Annotated in this window: 20 protein-coding genes; 13 read left to right on the plus strand and 7 right to left on the minus strand. The window is 66.6% G+C overall.

The window, feature by feature from the left end:
* Window positions 1–112: 112 nt before the first annotated feature.
* A complete protein-coding gene (locus ABQY74_RS20440) occupies window positions 113–4738 on the minus strand; it encodes a putative Ig domain-containing protein (protein WP_349792745.1) in 4626 nt (1541 codons plus the stop codon).
* A gap of 318 nt (window positions 4739–5056) precedes the next feature.
* On the opposite strand from ABQY74_RS20440, the gene ABQY74_RS20445 reads away from it, so the two are divergent.
* The 4 genes from ABQY74_RS20445 to ABQY74_RS20460 all read left to right on the plus strand — a co-directional run bounded on the left by ABQY74_RS20445 (window position 5057) and on the right by ABQY74_RS20460 (window position 7370).
* Complete coding sequence (locus tag ABQY74_RS20445; RefSeq protein WP_104555831.1) at window positions 5057–5602, plus strand: phage tail protein; 546 nt, start codon at window positions 5057–5059, stop codon at window positions 5600–5602.
* Window positions 5603–5667: 65 nt separating this feature from the next.
* Window positions 5668–6195: a phage tail protein gene (locus ABQY74_RS20450; protein ID WP_104595935.1), complete on the plus strand. Its 528-nt coding sequence runs from the start codon at window positions 5668–5670 to the stop codon at window positions 6193–6195.
* A 61-nt stretch (window positions 6196–6256) separates the two neighbouring features.
* Window positions 6257–6796, plus strand: coding sequence for a phage tail protein (locus tag ABQY74_RS20455; protein WP_039518205.1), 540 nt, complete (start codon window positions 6257–6259; stop codon window positions 6794–6796).
* 4 nt (window positions 6797–6800) lie between these two features.
* Complete coding sequence (locus tag ABQY74_RS20460; protein ID WP_051750116.1) at window positions 6801–7370, plus strand: GNAT family N-acetyltransferase; 570 nt, start codon at window positions 6801–6803, stop codon at window positions 7368–7370.
* Here ABQY74_RS20460 and ABQY74_RS20465 read toward each other — a convergent pair.
* The gene (locus tag ABQY74_RS20465; protein WP_102255219.1) at window positions 7363–7650 is read right to left on the minus strand and encodes a hypothetical protein; all 288 of its coding nucleotides are present in this window, start codon (window positions 7648–7650) and stop codon (window positions 7363–7365) included. The two genes, ABQY74_RS20460 and ABQY74_RS20465, sit on opposite strands and share 8 nt — an antisense overlap.
* A 235-nt stretch (window positions 7651–7885) precedes the next feature.
* On the opposite strand from ABQY74_RS20465, the gene ABQY74_RS20470 reads away from it, so the two are divergent.
* The 6 genes from ABQY74_RS20470 to ABQY74_RS20495 are packed head-to-tail and all read left to right on the plus strand — an operon-like array spanning window position 7886 to window position 12000.
* Window positions 7886–8680, plus strand: a complete 795-nt coding sequence (locus ABQY74_RS20470) for an ABC transporter ATP-binding protein (RefSeq protein ID WP_054592475.1) — start codon at window positions 7886–7888, stop codon at window positions 8678–8680.
* Window positions 8680–9429 carry an MlaE family lipid ABC transporter permease subunit gene (locus ABQY74_RS20475; protein WP_016902129.1) on the plus strand — a complete coding sequence of 250 codons (750 nt, stop codon included), beginning with the start codon at window positions 8680–8682 and terminating at the stop codon, window positions 9427–9429. Before ABQY74_RS20470 ends, ABQY74_RS20475 begins: the two co-directional genes overlap by 1 nt.
* An 11-nt stretch (window positions 9430–9440) precedes the next feature.
* On the plus strand, window positions 9441–9986 hold the full coding sequence (gene mlaD / locus ABQY74_RS20480; protein ID WP_065033280.1) for an outer membrane lipid asymmetry maintenance protein MlaD: 546 nt from the start codon (window positions 9441–9443) through the stop codon (window positions 9984–9986).
* The gene (locus tag ABQY74_RS20485) at window positions 9983–10645 is read left to right on the plus strand and encodes a phospholipid-binding protein MlaC (RefSeq protein ID WP_016902124.1); all 663 of its coding nucleotides are present in this window, start codon (window positions 9983–9985) and stop codon (window positions 10643–10645) included. The genes mlaD and ABQY74_RS20485 overlap by 4 nt, the downstream gene beginning before the upstream one ends.
* Window positions 10635–10934, plus strand: coding sequence for a lipid asymmetry maintenance protein MlaB (locus ABQY74_RS20490; protein WP_104595933.1), 300 nt, complete (start codon window positions 10635–10637; stop codon window positions 10932–10934). Before ABQY74_RS20485 ends, ABQY74_RS20490 begins: the two co-directional genes overlap by 11 nt.
* Before the next feature lie 10 nt (window positions 10935–10944).
* On the plus strand, window positions 10945–12000 hold the full coding sequence (locus ABQY74_RS20495) for a VacJ family lipoprotein (protein WP_104624486.1): 1056 nt from the start codon (window positions 10945–10947) through the stop codon (window positions 11998–12000).
* A 162-nt stretch (window positions 12001–12162) separates the two neighbouring features.
* Here ABQY74_RS20495 and ABQY74_RS20500 read toward each other — a convergent pair whose 3' ends face one another.
* The 4 genes from ABQY74_RS20500 to rmuC form a co-directional block, all read right to left on the minus strand.
* Window positions 12163–12582 (minus strand): lysozyme inhibitor LprI family protein, encoded by a 420-nt coding sequence (locus ABQY74_RS20500; protein ID WP_039529523.1) that lies wholly within the window; start codon window positions 12580–12582, stop codon window positions 12163–12165.
* A gap of 351 nt (window positions 12583–12933) precedes the next feature.
* Window positions 12934–13485 (minus strand): glutathione peroxidase, encoded by a 552-nt coding sequence (locus ABQY74_RS20505; RefSeq protein ID WP_065046943.1) that lies wholly within the window; start codon window positions 13483–13485, stop codon window positions 12934–12936.
* A 153-nt stretch (window positions 13486–13638) separates the two neighbouring features.
* Complete coding sequence (locus tag ABQY74_RS20510; protein ID WP_349793118.1) at window positions 13639–14043, minus strand: hypothetical protein; 405 nt, start codon at window positions 14041–14043, stop codon at window positions 13639–13641.
* Window positions 14044–14225: 182 nt separating this feature from the next.
* Window positions 14226–15761, minus strand: coding sequence for a DNA recombination protein RmuC (gene rmuC / locus ABQY74_RS20515; protein ID WP_196246504.1), 1536 nt, complete (start codon window positions 15759–15761; stop codon window positions 14226–14228).
* A 290-nt stretch (window positions 15762–16051) separates the two neighbouring features.
* On the opposite strand from rmuC, the gene ABQY74_RS20520 reads away from it, so the two are divergent.
* The 3 genes from ABQY74_RS20520 (at window position 16052) to ABQY74_RS20530 (ending at window position 18784) form a co-directional block, all read left to right on the plus strand.
* Window positions 16052–16672 (plus strand): glutathione S-transferase family protein, encoded by a 621-nt coding sequence (locus ABQY74_RS20520; RefSeq protein ID WP_104555859.1) that lies wholly within the window; start codon window positions 16052–16054, stop codon window positions 16670–16672.
* 134 nt (window positions 16673–16806) lie between these two features.
* Window positions 16807–17187 carry a hypothetical protein gene (locus ABQY74_RS20525; RefSeq protein ID WP_016902107.1) on the plus strand — a complete coding sequence of 127 codons (381 nt, stop codon included), beginning with the start codon at window positions 16807–16809 and terminating at the stop codon, window positions 17185–17187.
* 181 nt (window positions 17188–17368) lie between these two features.
* A complete protein-coding gene (locus ABQY74_RS20530) occupies window positions 17369–18784 on the plus strand; it encodes an amino acid permease (protein ID WP_065046939.1) in 1416 nt (471 codons plus the stop codon).
* A 458-nt stretch (window positions 18785–19242) separates the two neighbouring features.
* On the opposite strand, the gene ABQY74_RS20535 is transcribed toward ABQY74_RS20530, so the two are convergent.
* On the minus strand, window positions 19243–21720 hold the full coding sequence (locus ABQY74_RS20535; RefSeq protein WP_349792750.1) for a GH92 family glycosyl hydrolase: 2478 nt from the start codon (window positions 21718–21720) through the stop codon (window positions 19243–19245).
* Between the last annotated feature and the right edge of the window lie 42 nt (window positions 21721–21762).

Consider the following 21762-nt stretch of genomic DNA (forward strand, 5'->3'; position numbering starts at 1 on the left):
TCCAGGCGCCGGCGCCGCCATGCAATACCCCTGCGGCGGCATCACAAAAAGCGATGGGCCGGGGTCTTCGCCCGGCCCATCGCGGTGGCTTGGTGCACGACGCTAGAGACGATCAGTATTTCTTTTCCAGGTTGATCATCCAGGTCTGATCGTTGTTGCTGTCGCCATCGGTGATGCCGCGGTATTCCAGCCGTGTCGACAGGCCCTGCTCGGTCAGCAACGCCGCGCCGATGCCCACCATCAGGCGGTTGCGATCGAACGCGCTCTGGCCCGCACGGTAGAACGGCCCGCCGTTCAGATCGGCGTAGCTCAGCGTGGCATCGCCGCGGCCCTGGAAGTCGCGCTGATATTCCACGCGCAACTGCGGGGTCAGCCGGCCCCAGGCCACTTCGCGGCGCCATTCCAGGCGCAGGCCCAGGTTGCCGGTGGTGGTGGCCACGTCCATGTCGTCATAGCGCAGCGCGAACGGCGCCACGCCATCTTCGACATAGCCATCCAGCGTGGCGCGCGCCACATCCAAACGCGCATACGGGGTGATCTGCAGCTCGCCGCGTTGCAGGTCCGCACCGGTGGACAGCGAGGCGATCCACTGCTTGCCGTCGCGGTTGCCTTCGGCCATCGAGGCGTCGTCGGTGACATAGCGGCGCAGGTCGTAGGACAGCAGCTGGTAGCCGACCAGGGTGTCGAAGAAGAACGCCTTGCCCGGATGGAAGCTGGCATACAGCGCCATGGTGTAGGCGGTGGCCTTGGAGTGGCTGCCGTTCCTGCCCACATCGCTGTCGTCGCGGCCCCAACCCAGGCCCGCACCGATCGCCAGCGACTGCGCCACCCGGTAATCGGCGCCCACGCTCAGGCCGTCGGTCTGGAAGTCCACGCCGTTGCTGTTGGACTGCTTGTCCAGGCTGCCAGAGCGGATCGCACCGCCCACCCACAGCCCCAGATCGCCCTGCCCCTGCGCGGTGCTGGTGCCGCTGCTGGCCACTGCAGGCGCATCGCGGAAGTCGTTGTCGGCCTCCTGCGTGTCCGGGCTGCACGGCTGCGCACTGATGCCGCGGTCGGCCTGGCGGCAATGCGAGGTCGGCTGGAAGCTCACCGCGTTGCTGAAGGTGCTGCCGCCGCGATGGGTGGCTTCCAGACGGCGCTGGAAGTTGTCGATCTGCGCCCGCGCAAAACGCCGCGTGGACTCGGACTGCGCATCGATCAGGCCACGCACTTCCGCATCCACGCTGGGGTCGCGGCGCGGCGCGATGGTGAACACCACGTTGGCCGGCACCGAGGTGGCGAACGCGTTGGACAAGGTGAACTGCACCGTGGCCTGGCCGACGAAGGCCGGGTTCGGGGTGAAGGTCAGCATGAAGGTCGGCGTCTCGGCCATTGCAGCAGCCGCCGGCGACGGGCCCGAAGCACGTGCCGCCGCCGCGGTGGCGAGACCACCAACCTGGGTGATGGTGGCGGTACCGGCCGAGGCCGGCAGCACCGCGACCACGGCCGCCGCCACGAACGGCCCGCCGGTGGCATTGCGGGTCAGGTCGACCTGCTGCGCCTCGCCCGGCACTGCCGCCGCAGTCACCGACACCGCAACCGGCCGCGCGTTGACCGCGATGGTCACGGTGGCCGCCGCCGAGGTGCCGCCGCTGCCGGTGACCGTGTAGCTCACCACATCGGTGCCGACGAAACCGGCAGCCGGCGTGTAGACCAGCTCCAGCCCGTTGACCACGGCGGTGCCGTTGGTCGGCGCAGCGGCAATGGCGATCGTGGTGATGTTGCCGGTGTCGTTGGCGGTCACCGCCACCGTCACCGCAGCATCGGACATGGTGGCCGCCACATCCGCCACCGCCACCGGCGCCGCATCGCTCACCGTGAAGCTGTAGGCCTGGGTGGCGCTGGCATTGCCGGCATCGGCCACCGCGATGGTGAAGGAAGAGGTGCCCTGCGTCGTCGGCGTGCCCGACAGCGTGCCGTCGTTGGCCAGCGTCAGGCCGGCCGGCAACGTGCCGCTGGCAATGCTGTAGCGATAGGGCGCAATGCCGCCACTGGCCGTCAGCACCTGGTTGTACGCGCTGCCGCGCACCGCCGGTGGCAGGGTCGGTTGCGCCAGCACCAGCGTTGCCGCCGCGATGGTGACCGAGTAGTTCTGGCTGGCCTGCACAGCCGGGCTCGGGGTGCTGTCGGTCGCGGTCAGGGTGAAGTTGAAGGTGCCGGACAAGGTCGGCGTGCCACTAAGCGCGCCGGTCGCTGCATCGACAACCACGCCATTGGGCAAGGCGCCCGCAGTCAGTGCATAGCGGTAAGGCGCCGTGCCGCCGGTGGCCGGCGTGATCGCTGCGGAGTACGCCTGCCCGGCCGTGCCTGCCGGCAAGGTGCTGGCCGGCAACGCCAGGTTCGGGCCGGCCACGGTCAGTGCATAGGCCTGCGTGGCGGTAAAGGTGTTCGCATCCGTCGCGGTCACGGTGACGTTGAAGCTGCCTTCCACCGTGGCGGTGCCCGACAACGTGCCGTTGCTGGCCAGCGTGATGCCGGCCGGCAGGCTGCCCGCGCTGACTGCATAGGTGTACGGCGCGGTGCCGCCGCTGGCGCTCAGGGTCTGGCTGTAGGCGGTACCGCGGGTGGCGGCCGGCAGCGTGGTGGGCGCGATCACGACCACAGGTGCCGCGATGGTCAGCGTGTAGCTGCGGCTGGCCTGCGCCGCCGGGCTGGGTGTGCTGTCGGACACGGTCAGGGTGAAGTTGAACGTGCCCGCCACGGTCGGCGTGCCGCTGAGCGCGCCGGTGGCCGCGTCCACCACCACACCCGCCGGCAGAACACCGCCGGTCAATGCATAGGTGTAAGGCGCAGTGCCGCCGGTGGCCGGCGTGATCGCCGCGAAGTACGCCTGCCCGGCCGTGCCTGCCGGCAAGGTGCTCGCCGGCAAGACCAGATTCGGGCCAGCCACAGTCAGGGTGTAGGCCTGGTTGCCGGTGAAGCTGCCCGCATCGGTCGCGGTCACGGTGAAGTTGAAGGTGCCTTCCACCGTGGCGGTACCCGACAGCGTGCCGTTGCTGGCCAGGGTGATACCTGCCGGCAACGTGCCGCTGGCGAGCGCGTAGGTGTACGGCGCGGTGCCGCCGCTGGCGCTCAACGTCTGGCTGTAGGCGGTGCCGCGGGTGGCGGCCGGCAGCGCGGACGGCGCGACCACGATCGGCGGCGCAGCGATGGTCAAGGTGTAGCTACGTGTGGCCTGCGACGGCGTGCCTGTGGTGCTGTCGGTAGCGGTCACGCTGAAGCTGAAGCTGCCCACGCTGCCGGGGGTGCCGGTCAGGGCGCCGCTGCTGCCGTCGAGCGTGATGCCCGCCGGCAAGGCACCGGCGGTGACGGCGTAGGTGTACGGCGCAACGCCGCCGGTCGCCGGATTAAGCGCACTCGAATAGGCCTGGCCGGCGGTGCCGGCCGGCAGACTAGTCGCCGGGAAGGTGGTCGTGGCCACGGCCACGGTCAGCGTGTAAGCACGGGCGCCGCTGGTGGGGCTGCCGCCGCTGTCGGTGGCGGTCGCGGTGAAGTTGAAGCCGCCGCTGGCGGTGGGCGTGCCGGACAGCACGCCGCCAGCGCTCAGGCTCAACCCGGCCGGCAACGCACCGGCCGTGATGGCGAAGGTGTACGGCGCGGTGCCGCCGCTGGCGCTCAGGGTCTGGCTATAGGCGCTGCCCGCGGTCGCCGCCGGCAGCGATGCCGGCCCGACCACCACCACCACATCGTCGTTGACGATGGTGCCGGTACCGGTGGCGCGGGCGATGCTCGCGTTGCTGGCGCCGGACAGGCCGACGCTGAAGGTCTCGTTGGGTTCGACCGCGGTGTCGCCATTGACGGTGATCGCCACGCCCTGCGCGGTAACGCCCGGCGCGAAGGTCAGCGTGCCGGAGCGGGCGGCGTAGTCGCTGCCGGCGGTGGCGGTGCCATCGGCGGTGATGTAATTGACCGACACGGTCTGGCCGCTGGCCGCACTCAGGCTCACCGTGAAGGTGGCCGTGGTGGTGCCGCTGTTGCCTTCATTGACGCTGACGTCGTCGATCGACAGTGCGGGCAGCGCATCGTCGTTGACGATGGTGCCCTGGCCCTGGCCATCGCCCACGCTCGCCCCGGTGACGTTGCTGACGTTGACGAAGAAGGTCTCGTTCGGCTCGCTGAGCGTGTCGCCGTTGACCAGCACGGTGAAGGTGGCGCTGCTGCTGCCGGCGGGAATGGTCTGCCCGGTCAGGCTGGAGGCAACGTAGTCCACGCCGGCAGTGGCGGTGCCGTCGGCGGTGGCGATATCGAAGCTGACGCCGCCGGTGCCGGCCGGCTGGCTGAGCGAGACGGTGAAGGTGGCATTGGTGGTGCCGGCATTGCCCTCGTTCACCGACACGTTGTTGATCGACAGCGTCGGCTGGTTAGGAGTGATGGTGATGTTGACGGTGATGGTGTCGCCCCGGCCATCTTCAAGCGGGAACGTATCGCTGGTGGCGCTGTCACCGTTGTGGGTGTAGGTGACGATCTGCGTGCCCTGCGCACCACTCGGATTGGGCACCACGAGCGTGCCGTGCGGGGGTTGCACGCCGTTCCAGCCGATGCCGATATCGTCTGCTCCCGTGCCATCGCAGGTCGTCACGTCGATCTGTACCGAACCGCCCTGCACCACGGTGGCGTTCAGCGTCGGGCAGTAGGTCGAGGCTTGCGCCATCGCCCAGCCTGGCGCCAAGAGCATCATCGCGAACAGGACAAACATCACGGCCAAACGTGCGCGGCCACCAGTGGCGTCCGCTGGAAACCTACGTTGCTTATTCACTGTCCACACCCCTGGAGCGCGCCATCCCCGGCGCCGGCAACGATCCTCGTGCCTGAAGACAACGTCGCCCTAGTGGGATTGCTCCCTTCGACATTGCGAGGGTATTTGAACAGGAACTGACTAACGAATAAAGAACAAAAACTTAATACTTCATTCCAATTCTGAATAGTTGAGACTTGCTCTATTCAAACATGACATGTATCTGTGCAAATTATTCCGACACGCAGTCGACGTTGCACTTACGGGAAGGAAGTCCGCATGAGTGAGTTCTTCTTGGGTCAGATCATGATGACCGGCTTTGTGTTTGCGCCCAAGTATTTCGCGCAGTGCAATGGCCAACTGCTGCCGGTCAATCAAAACCAGGCACTCTTCAGCTTGCTTGGTACGCGTTTCGGTGGCGACGGCCGCACTACCTTTGGCTTGCCGGACATGCGCGGGCGCACGCCCATCGGCTTCGCACCGTCAACGGATCCGAGCTGGCAACCCCCGGTGCCGCCACTGGGCCAGATGGCTGGCAGCGAGAACGTGACGCTGCTGCCAAGCAATTTGCCCGCACATACCCACCTGCTGGAATCCACCAGCACCGCGGGCAATAACCGCAGTCCTTCTGGCCGCAACTTCGGCAACAATGCCAGCACCACGGGTCCGGCCACTGCGCTCTATGCGGCACCGGGGACGCTGGTGTCCTTGGACCCGAAGTCGGTAGGCCCTGCCGGCGGCAGCCAACCGCATCCAAACATGCAGCCTTACACCACGATCAATTTCTGCATTGCGCTGTCCGGCATCTTTCCCTCGCGTAGCTAGTTCGCCGGCACTTCTACACGCTGCGTGCCGATGACGGCGCGGCATCACAGACCAGGAAGGACACCATGGCCACTCCATTCATCGGCGAGATCCGCATGTTCGGCTTCGGCCGCACCCCGCAGGGCTGGCAGGCGTGCGACGGCAGCCTGCTGTCGATCTCCGAGTACGAGACCCTGTTCGTGCTGATAGGCACGCTCTATGGCGGCGACGGGCAGAACACCTTTGCGGTACCGGACCTGCGCGGACGCGTGCCGCTGCACCAGGGCCAGGGCCCTGGTCTGAGCAACTACGTCATTGCCCAGACCTCTGGCACCGAAACGGTGACGCTCAACAGCCTGCAGATGCCGGCGCACACGCACACGCTGGTCGCTACACCCACTGCCGCCACCGCGACCGCGCCTGCGGGATTGCTGCCCGGCACAGTGACCGGCGACGTGTTCTACGCGACCGATACGACCGGTGCCACGGCAGCGCCGATGGCGACGCAATCGACGACGATCACCGGCGGCGGACAGGCGCACGACAACACTATGCCGACCTTGACGGTGCAGTACTGCATCTCCACCGCCGGCATTTTTCCACAGCAGAGCTGATCGATTCGGCGCACCGCGCGCTCATCGCGACGCCCACCCGTTCCATCGGAGGAATGTGTTCATGACCGAACCTTATACCGGCGAAATCCAGCTGTTTGGCTTCGATTTCAATCCCGTCGGCTGGGCGCTGTGCAATGGCGCCACATTGCCGATCGTTCAGAACACTGCGCTGTACTCGCTGCTGGGTGTCGCCTACGGCGGCAACGGCTCCAGTACGTTCCAGTTGCCCAACTTCTGCGCGCGCGCCGGCTCCCAGCAAGGCCAGGGCGGCGGACTGAGCAACCGGCAGCGTGGTGACACGTTCGGCACAGCCGGGGTGAGCCTGCTGAGCAATCAGATTCCGCCGCACCAACACGGCATCAACGCATTTTCACAAGCGGACTCGACCAAAAAGACCGGCACACCCGCCAATGGTGCGGCACTGTCGACGATGAGCAGCAGCACCGCACGTCCATTCGTGACGGTGACGCAGCCTGATACGCAGTTCTCGCCGACCGCGCTGCTGCCAACCGGCAATGGCGTAGCGCACGAGAACCAGCAGCCCTATCTGGCAGTGAACTTCTGCATTGCGTTGTACGGCGACTACCCAGACTTCGGTTGACGTCATGGCACGCCTGCTTTCCAGCAAGGTGATGACAGCATCGTTGGGCGCAGGCCAGGCCGCTGTACCGGATGCGCATGCCATCGCATTGCGGGCCGAGCAGGATGCCGATCTACCCTGGCTGCAGGATCTCTACGCGAGCACGCGCAGCGAAGAGCTGGCGCAGGTGCCCTGGCCGGACGCAACCAAGCGCGCGTTTCTGGATCAGCAGTTCGCCCTGCAGCGCGCGCATTATCTGCGCCATTTTCCCGATGCGGACTTCATGGTCGTGCAGTGGCAGCACGAACGCATCGGCCGGCTGTATCTGCAGCGCGCACCGTCGCAACACGCAGTGATCGATATCAGCCTGATGCCGGCATGGCGCGGTAAAGGCATCGGCACTGCGTTGATTGTGCAGGCGCAAACAGGCGCATGTGCAGCGGGATGCGAGGTATCGCTGCACGTTCTGCATGCCAATCCAGCCGCCCAACGTCTGTATGCGCGTCTGGGGTTTGTCGCCGGCGATTCCGGCGATACGCATCTGGCAATGCATTGGCGCGGCGCCGAAGCAGACGCGGTCACGCAGCTCAGTTGAAGATCGCCTGATACAGGAACCCGTCGCGCTCGCGTGCCACCGGCACCAGGAAGATGCCGATCTCGCCAAGCCGCGTGTGACGTAACCGATAGGTCTGCTGCGGAAACAGGAATGCCGAGCTGTTGCGAAACAGCAGCGAAAACGGCGCGCGATGGACTGCGTGCTTGGTGGGCAACGGCCGTGCCTCCACCAGCACGAATGGAACCTCGCCTTCGTTCAATGCGGCAGAGAACGTGTCGTTGACGCTGCCTGCAAAGTGCTCCAGGGTCAGTAAGTCCATTTTGTGCTCATGGTCGGCCGGGAATCCGATCATCCACATAGGGCATACCTGCCACAACACCCGCGCATTCGAAGATTGCGTTGCGTCATGCATGAGACGGCTTGTTGCACGCGTATCAGCCGTAATGCGTCTGCTGCGGTACAGGCGTCATGCGACAATACTGCACGCGTCGGTTCGGTTATGTTCAGCCGGATGACGGCTACTCTATCGCGTTGGAATTCTGTTAAAGGCTTCGATGACGGCGTCCGCATCCCCTGTCGTGCAGTTGTCCGGTGTCCGCATCGATCGCGGCGGTCGCACGATCCTGCGCGACGTCTCGCTCGACGTACCACGCGGCAGCATCACGGCCGTGCTCGGTCCTTCCGGTAGCGGCAAGTCCACCTTGCTGGCCGCACTGACCGGCGAGCTGCGTCCGGTTGCAGGCACGGTCACCCTGTTCGGCAGCGCGATCCCGCACGGCAACCGTGCACTGCTGGAGATGCGTCGCAATGTCGGCGTGCTGCTGCAGGGCAATGGCCTGCTGACCGACCTGAGCGTGGCCGACAACGTCGCGCTGCCGCTGCGCACGCATACCCGCCTGCCGGCGCCGGTGCTGCAGCGCCTGGTACAGATGAAGCTTCACGCGGTGGGCCTGCTGGCTGCCGCCGATGCCTGGCCACGCGAACTGTCCGGCGGCATGGCGCGGCGTGTGGCGCTGGCGCGGGCGCTGGCACTGGACCCGCCGCTGATGATCTACGACGAACCGCTGACCGGGCTGGACCCGATCGCGTCGGGCGTGATCATGAGCCTGATCCAGCGCCTCAACGACAGCCTTGGCCTGACCAGCATCATCGTCAGTCACCACGTGCACGAAACCCTGCCGATCAGCGACCAGGCGGTGGTCATCGCCAATGGCGGCATCGTGTTCGCCGGCACGCCTGAGCAATTACAGGACAGCACCGACCCGCTGGTGCAGCAGTTCCTGCATGGCCAGCCGGATGGCCCGATCGCCTTCGATGCGGCGCCGCGGCGCGACCGGAGTGCTGCCTGATGGCCATGGTCGACTCGATCCGCGCCTTCGGCCGCGCCGGGCTGTTCTCGCTGACCGTGCTGCGCGGTTCGGTGCCCACGCGCGATTTCATCGCCGAGCTGGTGCGCGAGATCTACAAGGTCGGCGCGCGCTCGCTGCCGATCATCGCCGTCGGCGGCGCCTTCGTCGGCCTGGTGCTGACCCTGCAGGGCTACCGCACACTGACCACCTATGGTGCGTCGGATGCGCTGTCCACCTTGCTGGGACTGTCGCTGTACCGCGAACTGGCACCGGTGCTGACTGCGCTGTTGTTCATCGGCCGGGCCGGCAGTTCGATCGCGGCCGAACTTGGCCTGATGCGCGCCACCGACCAGATCAAGGCGCTGGAGCTGATGGCCATCGATCCGGTGGCCAAGGCGGTGGCACCGCGCTTCTGGGCGGCGGTGCTGACGGTGCCGTTGCTGACCGGCGTGTTCTGCTCGCTGGCCATCACCGGCGGCTACTTCGAGGCCGTACACGTGTTGGGCATCGACAACGGCACATTCTGGTCGGGGTTGAGCAACAGCGTGGACTTCTGGGACGACTTCGGCGTGGCAATGCTCAAGTCGGCGATCTTCGGCGGCACGGCCGCATTGGTCGCCGCCTACGTGGGCTTCCACGCCGAGCCGACCATCGAAGGCACCTCGATCGCCACCACCCGTGCGGTGGTGAACGCCTCGCTGCTGGTGCTGATGTTCAACTTCGTCCTTTCTGCAATGTTGTTTAGGTGAGTGGAATAACTATGGCCATGCGTGGACCACGACTCGAATTCGCCGTCGGCGCTTTTCTGCTGCTGACCCTGGCCTCGCTGCTGGTGCTGGCGGTTGCCTCGACCAACCAGCGCTGGGGCTTCGGCTCCAGCCAGTACACGCTGACCGCGCGCTTCAGCCAGATCGGCCAACTGCGGGCGCAGGCGCCGGTGAAGATCGGCGGCGTGACCATCGGCAAGGTGTCCGACATCAGCCTGGACCCGACCAAGTTCGACTCGGTGGTCACCCTGTCGCTGGACAACAAATACAAGGATCTGCCCGCCGATACCTCGGCCGGCATCTTCACCAGCGGTTTGCTGGGCGAGAGCTATATCGGGCTGCAGCCGGGCGGCGACCCGGAGACGCTCAAGCCGGGCGAAGAAATCGGCTTCACCCAGCCGGCGGTGGATCTGCTGCAGCTGGTCGGCAAATACATGTTCAGTGGTGGCGGTGGTGGCAGCAATGCCCCGGCCGCCGCCGATGGCCAGGCCCCGGCGCCTGCCCAGACCGCTTCTCCCTCTACGGAACCACATCAATGAAGACCACCCTGCTTTCCGCCATCCTGGCCTCGACCCTGCTGGTGTGCGCACCGGCCACCGTGCTGGCGCAGCCGGCTGCCGCCAGCGCGCCTGCGCAGGGCGCGGCGACCAAGACCGTCATCGACAGCAGCACCCGCATCCTGAGCACGCTGGATCAGCGCCGCGCCGAGTTCCGCAGCAACCCGGCCGCCCTGCGCCAGTACATCAATGGCGAATTGAACAAGGCCTTCGACCGCGATTACTCGGCCCGCCTGGTGCTGGGCGTCAACGGCCGTGGCGCCTCCGATGCGGACGTCAAGCTGTTCGCCGATGCGCTGGCCGACAACCTGATGCAGCGTTACGGCACCGCGCTGCTGAACTTCGAAGGCAAGCCGACCTTCCGCGCCAAGTCCGAGAGCGCGCTGCCGGGCAACCGCGGCGTCAAGGTCTCCACCGACCTGATGCGCGCCGGCAACGACCCGACCCCGGTCGATTACATGATGCGTAACGTCGGTGGCCAGTGGAAGATCTTTGACGTGATGATCGAAGGCATCTCCTACGTGCAGACCTTCAAGACCCAGTTCGACGGCCCGCTGCGCGAGAAGGGTATTGCCAAGGTCGCCGCAGAGCTGCGTAGCGGCAATCTGCAGGTCGGTCCGGCACCGGCCAATGGCAAGTAACAGCTCCGTGCAACGCAATGGCGACACGCTGGTACTCACCGGCGTGTTTGACCGCGACGCGGTCACTGCGGCCTGGCCGCAGGCGATCGCGCAGCTGGACGGCATTCGCACGCTGGACCTGTCGGGTGTACAACGCCTGGACAGTGCCGGCGTGGCGATGCTGGCCGAACTGGCTGCGCGTGCGCGCAGCAGCGGTGCCGGTCCTGTCACGGTGGTGGGTGAAGCGTCCGGTCTGGACGAATTGCGTGCCGCCTACCGTTTGTCCCCTACTTTCGATTTCCAGGCCTGAGCGCCACCCCATGACCCAGCTTCGCCCCCTTTCCCTGTTGGCCTGCCTGCTGCTTGGCGCCTGTGCCAGCCATGCTCCAAAGCCCGCACCGCCTGCGGCCGCTGCCGCGCCCGCCCCGGATGCGACGCCGGCGCCGGCACGCGACGATGCCGGTGTGACCGCGCAGCCGGCCGCCGCCGGCTTTGCCGCACCCGACGCCCTGCCGGCCACCGCGGCGGCGCCTGCCGACCAGACCAGCGCCGATGCCGGCGCCGGCACGGCCGGTGCCCCCACCTCGGCCGAGGACGACTTCGCTGCGCTCTATGGCCCCACCACCCCGCAGGCCGGCGCCAACGGTGCACCGGCACAGCCCGGTGACGCGCCGTCCTACGATCCGTGGGAGCGCTACAACCGCGGCATGCACCGCTTCAACCTGGCGGTGGACCGCGGCGTTGCGCGTCCGTTGGCCACCGGCTATACCAAGGTGGTGCCGCGTCCGGCCCGCCTGGGCGTGACCAACTTCTTCGACAATCTCGGCACGCCGCTGACCATGGTCAATCAGCTGCTGCAGGGCCACCCGGTGTATGCGGTGCAGTCGCTGGGCCGCTTCGTGATGAATTCCACGCTGGGCGTGGCCGGCCTGTTCGACCCGGCCTCCGCGGCCGGTATTCCGCGCCGCAGCGAGGACTTCGGCCAGACCCTGGGCGTGTGGGGCTGGCGCAATTCGCGCTACTTCGAGTTGCCGCTGTTCGGCCCACGCACCGTGCGCGATACCTTCGGCCTGGGCGGCGACATTCCGCTGTCGCCGTTGCGCCAGGTCGACGACAGCGGTGCGCGCTTCGCCCTGCAGGGTTTGCAGCTGGTGGATACACGCTCGCAGCTGATGTCGCTGGATTCGCTGCGCGACCAGGCACCGGACGAATACGCACTGACCCGCGATGCGTGGATGCAGCGCCGCAACTACCAGATCGTGCGCGATCTGCGCAGCCATCGCGAGAAGGACAACGAGCTGCCCGACTACCTGCGCGAGGACAAGGACAGCACTGTGCCGGTGGATGCGATGCCGATCCCGCAGTGGATCCGTTGATCGGTTGAGCTTGCGGTTTGCAGTAATACGAAAAGCCCGGGATCGCTCCCGGGCTTTTTGTTTTCCGCAACATCATGCGTGGTGGTCACCGGAGGCCTGGTTGCGTCTGCGGATGATTACCTCGGGCAACCAGAACCGAAGAATTGGATTGCAATTGCGATATCACTTGCCGGAGCGCAACGCGGGCTCAGGCCTGAGCGACGGCGTGCGGTCGACATAGGTGAGGTAGTGTTTCCACAGGTCGTGCGCCCGCTGATCATTGAGGTCGACGATGCAGCTCGCCACCTTGGCCGGCATGACTGTCGCATCGCGCCAGCGCATTCGCACATTGCCGCATTGAAGATCGCGGTAAGTCGTCCACGCCGTCTGTGCGTTGTCGAACGCGTCGGCGGGAACACCCGACGTGGAAATGGCCGTGTCGCGCGCGGTAGCCAGATAATCGTCCAGACGTTCCTGCGATATGCCGACTTGCTGGTTCCAGCAGGCATTACTTGCCGAGGTTGTCTGCAGGTCGCGGCAAGGTTCCGCAGCGTGTAGCGACAAACTGCCAAGCTGCATCAGGGCGACAAAGATAAGACGCATCGACAGGTTCCTTGTTGTGTCGCCTTCGCGGTGATGGCACTGCCACATCGGATGCAGCTTGCTCGCAGCTCGGGCGGCCGGTGACTGAAAATCGAGTAGTGCAATCGCATGCTGCCTGGCGGAGCCTGGTCCATCCGCAACCGCCATGATGTTTGGCCAGGCCAGCAAACGCAGCGTGTTCCTGCGCTTGTGCAGATCACTCCAGACATCTGTCTGTTTTCAGCGTCGAATGTAGATGGTGCAGCCGTTTTTAACCGTATCCCTAATGCAATCCCTGCTCCGCGGTGTGCGCTTCAGGCCACGCGTGCCACTGCTGCGCACGCGTGGTGTCTGGCCCTTGTAGAGAGGACTTCAGGCAGCCGATGCCAGCGCCGCATCCACCGCTGCACGCAGGCGCGCATCGTCTGCTGGCACGTCGGGGGCGAAGCGATCGATGACCTGGCCGTCGCGGCCGATCAGGAATTTCTCGAAGTTCCACAACACGCCCGGTGCCGGGTTGGGTGCGATGCCGTAGCCGGCAAGTTTTTCGCGCATCGGGCCATCGCCGGTGGCCTGCGGGCGGGCGCTGGTCAATGCCTGATACAGCGGATGGGTTTCGGCGCCGGTGACGGCGATCTTGGAGAACATCGGAAAGCTCACGTCGTAGGTGAGCTGGCAGAACTGCGCAATCTCCGCCTCGCTGCCCGGCTCCTGGCCCTTGAAGTCGTTGGCCGGAAAGCCCAGCACTTCCAGCCCCTGTGCCTGCTTGTCGCGATACAGCGCTTGCAGGCCTTCGTACTGCGGGGTCAGTCCGCACTTGGAGGCGACGTTGACCACCAGCAACACCTTGCCGCGATAGTCGGCCAGCGTGGCGGGCTCACCGTCGATGCGGGCCACGGGGATGTCATAAAGCGTCTGGCTCATCGGTGCGTCCTGGACAGGTGGAGCCGAAAGCATAAACCGCCAGGGTGGAGCGAGCGATGCCGCTGGCTCATGGTGCTTGCAGGTATCTGCCGCGACGCGCACGGCCCGATCGGCTGATCGGCCCGTGCGCGCGCTTGACCCTGTTCGCAGCCATCAATCGATGCACAACGCGGCCTGGCCCATGCCGCCAATCAGTTCCTGGCGGCAACCGAAGCGGTCGCTGTCACGCTGGCAGGTGCCGGAGGTCGCGGTGCCGGTCGGCACGATGCTGGTGGCCAGGCAATCGCCGCTGCAGTCGGAGTTGTCACTGCAGGTCTTGCCGGCGTCGGCATACGGCACCACGCAACGCACCGTCTGCATGCGACCGACCGGACGCAGCTGCCCGCCCTTTGCCGTGCATTCGGCAGCGTCAGCGGAAACGGCGCGCGGAGGCTGCGGGGCGTTCGCCGCAGCGCCCGACCTGGCCGCCGGGGTATTGCTGCATGCGGTCAACAGCAGCGCGCAGAGCACTGCGTGGATCCATCGGGTTGCCATGTTGAAACTCTCGTCTTGAACCAGGTGGGTGCCAGCATCGCGGTGGCGATGTCTGCGTGGCGTGCTGGCTATCGGCGCAAGAGGACACGCCGGAGGCCTGCGTTGGTAGGAGCGCACCCGGGCGCGATGAGGCGTTATCGGTAATGCCTGGTCGCGCCCGGGTGCGCTCCTACGTCATGGCGTGTGGCATCGCCTTACGCAATGGATCACTCCTGCTCGTCGTTGCTGTCGTCTTCGCTGCTGCTTCCGGTGTCGTCGCTGCCGGCATCGTCCAGCAGCGCCTGGGACTGTTCGCTGGCCAGGGTTTCCACGCCGCGCAGGCGGCGTTCGATGGTGCGGGTCTTGCGGCTGGCTTCGCCCAGGCTCTTGCCGACCGTGCTGATCTGCCGCTCGGCCTTTTCGAGAATGCCGGCGAATTTGCCGAACTCGCTCTTCACCGCGCCCAGCACCTGCCAGACCTCGCTGGAGCGCTTTTCGATCGCCAGCGTGCGGAAGCCCATCTGCAGGCTGTTGAGCAGGGCGGTGAACGTGGTCGGGCCGGCCAGCACCACGCGATGTTCGCGCTGCAGCAGGTCGACCAGGCCGGCGCGGCGGATCACTTCGGCGTACAGGCCCTCGGTAGGCAGGAACATCACTGCGAAGTCGGTGGTCTGCGGCGGGCAGACGTACTTGTCGCTGATCGACTTGGCCTGGATACGGATGGCGCGCTCCAGCTGCGCGGTCGAATTCTTGATCGCGTCCAGGTCGCCCTTTTCCTGCGCATCGATCAGGCGCTCGTAGTCCTCGCGCGGGAATTTGGCATCGACCGGCAGCCATACCACGGTGTCGTCGCCACGCCCCGGCAGGCGGATCGCAAAATCCACCGCTTCGGCACTGTCGGGCTTGACCCGCACGCTGCGCGCGTACTGCTCCATCGTCAGCGTCTGCTCGAGGATGTTCTCCAGCTGCACCTCGCCCCAGCCGCCGCGGTCCTTGACGTTGGTCAGCACGCGCTTGAGGTCGCCCACGCCGGTGGCCAGCTGCTGCATTTCGCCCAGGCCGCGCTGTACCTGCTCCAGGCGTTCGGAAACGAGCTTGAAGGAGGCATCCAGGCGCGTATTGAGCGTGGTCTGCAGTTTTTCGTCGACGGTGGCGCGCATCAGTTCGAGCTTGCTGGCGTTGTCGTTCTGCAGGTTGGCCAGCTGTTGTTCCAGCGTGGCGCGCATTTCGCCGATGCGCAGTTCATTGCGCTGGGTGAGTTCGGTCAGACGTTGGCCCAAGGCCTCGGTGAAGCGCTGCTGCGACTCGCCGGCCTCTTGCCGGCCCTTGCGGGAGTCTTCGGCCAGCGCGTCGCGCAGGGCAGCCATGTGGGTGTCGGTGCGTGCGATCAGCTCGGTCAGTTGCTGGCCGAACACCTGGATGCGGGTTTCCTGCTGCTGGCCGAAGCCGTCGAGCTGGGTGCGTAATTCGGTCAGCCGCAGCGTCAGCAATTCGCCGGTGCGTTGTTGCGCCAGGGCGCTTTCTTCGCGAGCCTTGCGGGCATCTTCGCCGAGCGCGTCGCGCAACAGGTCAAGGCGCTGGTCGGTGCGCGTGGACAGTTCGGTGAGATTGCGCGCGAAGGTTTCCAGGCGGCCGTCCTGCTGCCGCGCCAGACCTTCGAGTTGCTCGCGCAATTCGCCGCGGCCATCGCGTTGCTCGGCGCGCAGCGCCAGCTCCAGGCCGCTGGTGGAAGGACGTCGCAGCAGCGCGATCAGCTGCAACACCAGGACTGCGACGAGCAGTCCGAGAAGGATCAGGGATTCGGATGACATGTGCGCAGTGTAGCCGGGCCGGTCGCAGGGGCTGCGTCAGCGGCTTGCCGGCCGGCGGTGTCGGCGCGGCTGCAGGGCGCAGTTGGGTGGCGCGCGCACTGCGCCGGACCCCCAGGTGGGCGAAGCTTGCGAGATGCCTGGCGGTGGTGCGAAGCGGCCTGGCATCGCGCCACGGTCTGGGCTGCTGCGCAGATGCAGGCATGCGCGCTAAGGTGAGCGACCTGCCCAAGCCGCGACCGACCGTGCTCGAACTTTACGGAAAACCGACCTCCATCAATGTGCGCAAGGTGCTGTGGCTGTGCGAGGAACTGGCGCTGGACTACACGCTGCACGCGTATGGCAGCGGGTTTGCATCGGTGGAGACGCCGGCGTTTCGCGCGCTCAATCCCAATGCGCTGGTGCCGGTGATCCGCGATGGCGATCTGGTGCTGTGGGAGTCGAACACGATCTGCCGGTATCTGGCCGCACATGCAGGTCGCACCGACCTGTTGCCGACGGCTCCCGCTGCACGTGCGCTGGTCGAGCAATGGATGGATTGGCAGGCCACCGAACTCAATAACGCCTGGCGGTACGCGTTCATGGCCACGGTGCGTGGCAGCGCGGCACATGCCGATGTGCAGGCGATTGCCACGAGCGTGCGCGAGTGGAATCGGCACATGGGAATTCTTGAGGCGCAGCTGCAACGCGGCGGCCCTTTCGTGCTCGGAGCGGACTTCACCCTGGCCGATATCGTGTTGGGGTTATCGACGCAGCGCTGGCTTGCCAGCCCGATCGAGCGGCCGGCGTTGCCTGCGGTGGCGGCGTATCACGCTCGCCTGAAGACGCGTGCTGGCTTTCAACAGCATGGCTGCAACGCGCCGTAAAGGATGCGGCAGCCGCTGCGCAAAGCGGGCCAGACAGCGCCGCGGTGATGGAGTTGCGGGCAGATTGCAGCGCATTGACCTCAACGTGACCTGCGCATGGCTAGGGTGGGGCTTCGTTCCTGCCAGGCCAGCTGATGACCACTGCCACCAACCAAACCCGTCTGTTCGCGCTGGGCTTGTTCGCGTTTCTCGGCAGCTTTGCGGCAATCGTGTGGTACCTGATGCGGCCGTACGGCACGGCGTATTTCTTCCCGGTGCACTTTTTGATCGGCGCGGCCTTACCGTTCGGGTTCTATGCGATCGGCGGCACGCGGCTGTGGTTCTGGATCGGGATCGGGGTCACCGCACTGGTGCTGCTGTGGTTCAACTTCTGGGGACATGATGCCAACGGGGCGGCGCCACGCCTGCTCGACTGGACCCACTTTGCCGCCGGCGCGGTGGGTCTGGTGGGCGCGTGGGCGGTGCAGTTGGTGTATCGCAATGTGCGTCCACCGCATCGCCCGTCGGTTGAGTGAGCGGGGATTGTGCGGGACGGTCGCGTTTGGCCAGGGAACGGCGAGGTGCGGCGCGCGCTCAAATAACGCGGTGGGCGTGTCTGCGCGGCCATGCTTGCGCCGACGCATGACCTTGGACCGATAGCTTTGCTGCGGCGCGTTGGGCGACACTCGGGAATTCTTTGATTCCCGCGAGGTCCGCATGTCGTCTTGGCTCAGGCGCAAATCCATCGATCAGGTCACCGTGCACGAGGCCGGTCGGCAACTGGTCCGCAGCCTGAGTTGGCCGCATCTGATCGCGCTGGGTATCGGTGCGATCGTCGGCACCGGCATCTATACGTTGATCGGGGTGGGCGCGGACAAGGCCGGCCCGGCGGTGCTGCTGTCGTTTGTGGCCGCCGGCATCGTGTGCGCCTGCGCGGCGCTGGCGTATGCGGAGATGGCCACGATGATGCCGGCCGCCGGCAGCGCCTATACCTACAGCTACACCGCGCTCGGCGAGAGCATCGCCTGGGTGGTGGGCTGGAGCCTGGTGCTGGAGTACTCGCTGGTGGTGAGCACGGTGGCGGTGGGCTGGTCGGGCTATTTCGTCGGCTTCCTGCAGTGGTTGGGGGTCAACCTGCCGCATGCCCTGGTGGCCGGGCCGCACGCCGGCGGCATCGTCAACCTGCCGGCGGTGGTGATCACCTTCCTGGTGGCCGGCATGCTGATGGCCGGCACCAAGGAAAGCGCCACGCTCAATGCGGTGCTGGTGGTGCTGAAGATCGTGGCGCTGGGCGTGTTTGTGGCGATCGCCTTGCCGGCCTTCGACAGCGCCAACCTGCAGCCGTTCATGCCGTATGGCTTTCCCAAGACCGCAGGCCCGGATGGCGTGGAGCGCGGGGTGATGGCGGCGGCGGCGATCATCTTCTTCGCGTTCTATGGCTTCGATGCGATCTCCACCGCGGCCGAGGAAACCAAGAACCCGGGCCGCGATCTGTCGATCGGCATCGTCGGTTCGATGATCGGCTGCACGCTGATCTATGTGCTGGTGGCGTTGTCGGCGGTGGGCGCGATGAGCTTCACCGTGTTCGGCAAGAGCCCGGAGCCGCTGGCGCTGATCATGCGCGAACTTGGCCACGGCAAGGCGGCGTTGGTGATCGGTGCGGTGGCGATCATCGCGCTGCCGACGGTGCTGCTGGCGTTTCTGTACGGGCAGAGCCGCATCTTCTTCGTGATGTCGCGCGATGGCCTGTTGCCGCGCGGCCTGTCCAAGGTCAATGCACGCACCGGCACGCCGGTGGCGATCACCCTGTTCACGGCGGTGCTGGTGGCCGCGTTGGCCGGCGTGGCACGCCTGGATGAAATTGCCGCATTGGCCAACGCCGGCACCCTGGCCGCGTTCACTGCAGTGGCGGCGTGCCTGCTGGTGCTGCGCGTGCGCGAGCCGACGCGTGTGCGGGCTTTCCGCACGCCGCTGGCATGGGTGGTGGGACCGGTGGCGATCCTGGGCTGCCTGTACCTGTTCTGGAGCCTGCCCAGCACCACGCAGGGCTGGTTCCTGGTCTGGAACGTATTGGGCGTGGTGGTGTATGTGGCGTATGGGCGGCGGAACAGCCGCTTGGCGAAGGTTGGGTAGTTCCATCTCCCATCGGGAGAAGGTGGCCAGAAGGGCCGTATGAGGGGCGCCCCGGATATCTTTCAGTGCCATGCATGACGAACGCGTCGCCACGCGCCTTCAAGGTTGAATCGTCGACGGGAAAGTCCTGGCGGTAGCAGTCCTGTGCTGCACGACTGCTTGCGGATGCACGCTGACCACTCCCTTCCCCCATCGGGAGAAGGTGGCCCGAAGGGCCGGATGAGGGTACGGGCGAAGCCTGGTGTTATCCAACTTGGTCAGGTGCTCCGCTCCCTACCCTCACCCCAACCCCCGCTCCGCGCCCCGGCCCACGCACGAGGCGCGGGCGCTCCCAGGCACGCGCGCCAGTGGCGCGCAAGCTGTGCCTTATCGCCCCGCAGGAGAGGGGCTTTAGTACATGCTCCGGCAACGTCAGGGCTTTCCCTCGCACTCCCCGCAACCCGGGGAGGAGCGTTGGCTCAAGGCGCGGTTGCAGGCGTGGCGCAGAACGAGGTTGGGAGTGCATCTGCCTGCGTGCCCCAGCCCTGGGTCGGGGGCTGCTTGGTCAGCGCGAACGACAGCGTGCCGCCCTGCTGCAGTTGGGTCCAGTCCAGAAACACCCGGGGCTGCGGTTTGCCGTTAAAACGTACGCTGTCCACGTATTGCAGCGCGCGGCCGTCGGCGCCGGGGGCGTCGATGCGCAGGCGCTTGCCGTTGCCCAGGTCCAGCGTGGCCCGCTTGAAGCGCGGGGCGTGCAGCAGGAACTGCCCGCTACCCGGCACCGCCGGATACAGGCCCAGCGCGCTGAACAGGTACCAGGCCGACATCGTGCCGAGGTCGTCGTTGCCGGTGACGCCGTTAGGCGCGTTGGTGAACAGCTGCTGGGCGGCGCGCACCACGGTGGCGGTCTTCCACGGCTGGCCGATCAACGTGTACATCCACGGGGCGTGCAGGTCCGGTTCGTTGTTGGGGTTGTAGCGGTACTGGTTGTAGTAGCTGTACGGGCCGACCACCCAGTGCGTGCGCGCGGCGTTGAGCGGGTCCTTCAGCAGGTCGTCGTAGGCGAAGAAGGCATCCAGGCGTTTGCCGGCCTGCTCGCTGCCATGCATGGCCTGCAGCACGCCGGGGATGTCCTGCTGCACCAGCCACTGGTATTGCCAGGCAGTGCCTTCGTGGAAGCCGTGCTGCGAACGCGGGCTGTAGCGATCGTCCGAGGGGGCGTACCAGCTGCCGTCTTCCAGCCGGGGCCGTGGAAAGCCGCTGAAGCCGGTGTCGGCATCGCGCACGCCGGCGTCCCAGACGTTGTGCCAGTTGCCGCCGCGTTTGCGCAGCAGCGCGCTGTCGTCGGGGTGGCCGAGCGCCTGCGCCATCTGTGCCAGCGCGCAGTCGGCCAGCGCGTATTCCAGCGTGGCCGAACCGCCGTGGTGCGGGTCCACGTCCATGCCCTTGGACGGGAACGCGCGGTCGTACTGCACGAAGCCGTTGGCCAGGTAGCTGGCGTTGCCGGAGCGGCCGGCGTGACGCGAGTTGATTGGCGGTTGTTCGAAGGCGTTCTGGCGCAGCGCTGCGTACGCCTGCGCCTGGTTGTCCTGCAGCGCGCCGAAGCGCCACAGGTCGACCAGGAACGGGGTCACCGGGTCGCCGGTCATGATGTTGGTATCGAAGTTGGCATAGCCCCAGCGCGGCAGCCAGCCGCCTTGCTGATGGATCGCCAGCAGCGAGCGGCCGATGTCGCGCGCGCGCGCCGGCTGCAGCAAGGCGAGCAGCTGGTTCTGCGAGCGATAGGTGTCCCACAGCGAGAAATACTCGTAGTAGGTCCAGCCATCGGCGCGGTGGATCGCATCGTCGAAGCCACGATAGCGGCCATCGGCATCGCTGCCGGTCAGCGGCTGCAGCAGGGCGTGATACAGCGCGGTGTAGGCCACGCTGCGATCGTCGTTGCTGGCGCCATCCAGCTGCAGGCTGGCCAGCTGCTTGCGCCAGGCCTGTTGCGCGCGCTGGCGCATCTGCTCCAGGCCCAGCAGCTTGCCGCCGAGCATGCCGTCGGCGCGCAGGTTGTTGCGTGCACCTTCGGCATCCACGTGCGAGATGGCGCTGACCACGGTCACTGCGCGCGCGTTCTTGTTGTTGCCCAGCGGGAAACTGAGCCAGGCACCATTGGGCTTGAGTTCGCCACCCATGCCGTGGCGCGCGTCGGGCACGCCGCCGTCTTCGCCCCAGACACCGTGTGCGGTGAACGGGCGGTCGAATTCCAGCCGGAACCAGGTGGTGTATTCGTGGCCGCCGCAGAAACTTTGCGTGGTCAGTTTGCCTTCGACCACGCGGTCGCCGACCACCTGCAGCTGGCTGCCGATCACCACGTGGCGCTCGTTGGCCTGGCCCAGGTTGACCAGCACATGCCCGGTATCGGCGCCGGGGGCAAAGCTGTAGCGCTCGGCGGCGGCGCGGGTGAGCGCAGTGGCTTCGGCGTCGATGCCGCCGTAGTCGGTTAGCCGCACCTTGTAGTAGCCGGCCTGGCCGACTTCGCCGTCATGGGTGTAACGGGCGGCATAGCGCTTCTGGTCGAAGGCCTTGGCGTCGCCGGTGTCGAAGTCGCCGCCCGGGCCGATGCGGCCGGTGACCGGCAGCACCGAGACCTGCCCGCCCTGCTCCCAGCAGCCGGCCCCGGACAGGAACGAGTGGCCGAAGCCGCGGATGCTGGGGTCGTCGTAGCGCCAGCCGGCGTAATGCGCGCCGATCGGGCTGACCTGGACCAGGCCGAACGGCGCCGAGGCACCGGGGAAGGTGTTGCCGTCGTCCTTGCTGCCGATGAAGGTGTTGACCTGCGCCGGGTCCTGCGCGGCCAGCGGCGCGCACACCGCCATGCCGAGCAGGCACAGGCCGGCGGCGGCGCGGCGCCACCGCGGCATTGATGGGAGATGCGACGAAGAGCGATCGGATGCAACGGCGAAGGGCATGCAGGACACCTCGGGGGAGAGAGCGGGCGAGGCCGCAGGTGG

Origin of the sequence: Xanthomonas sp. WHRI 7064, assembly GCF_040202355.2 — a bacterium.
GTDB classification, from domain to species: Bacteria; Pseudomonadota; Gammaproteobacteria; order Xanthomonadales; family Xanthomonadaceae; genus Xanthomonas; species Xanthomonas arboricola.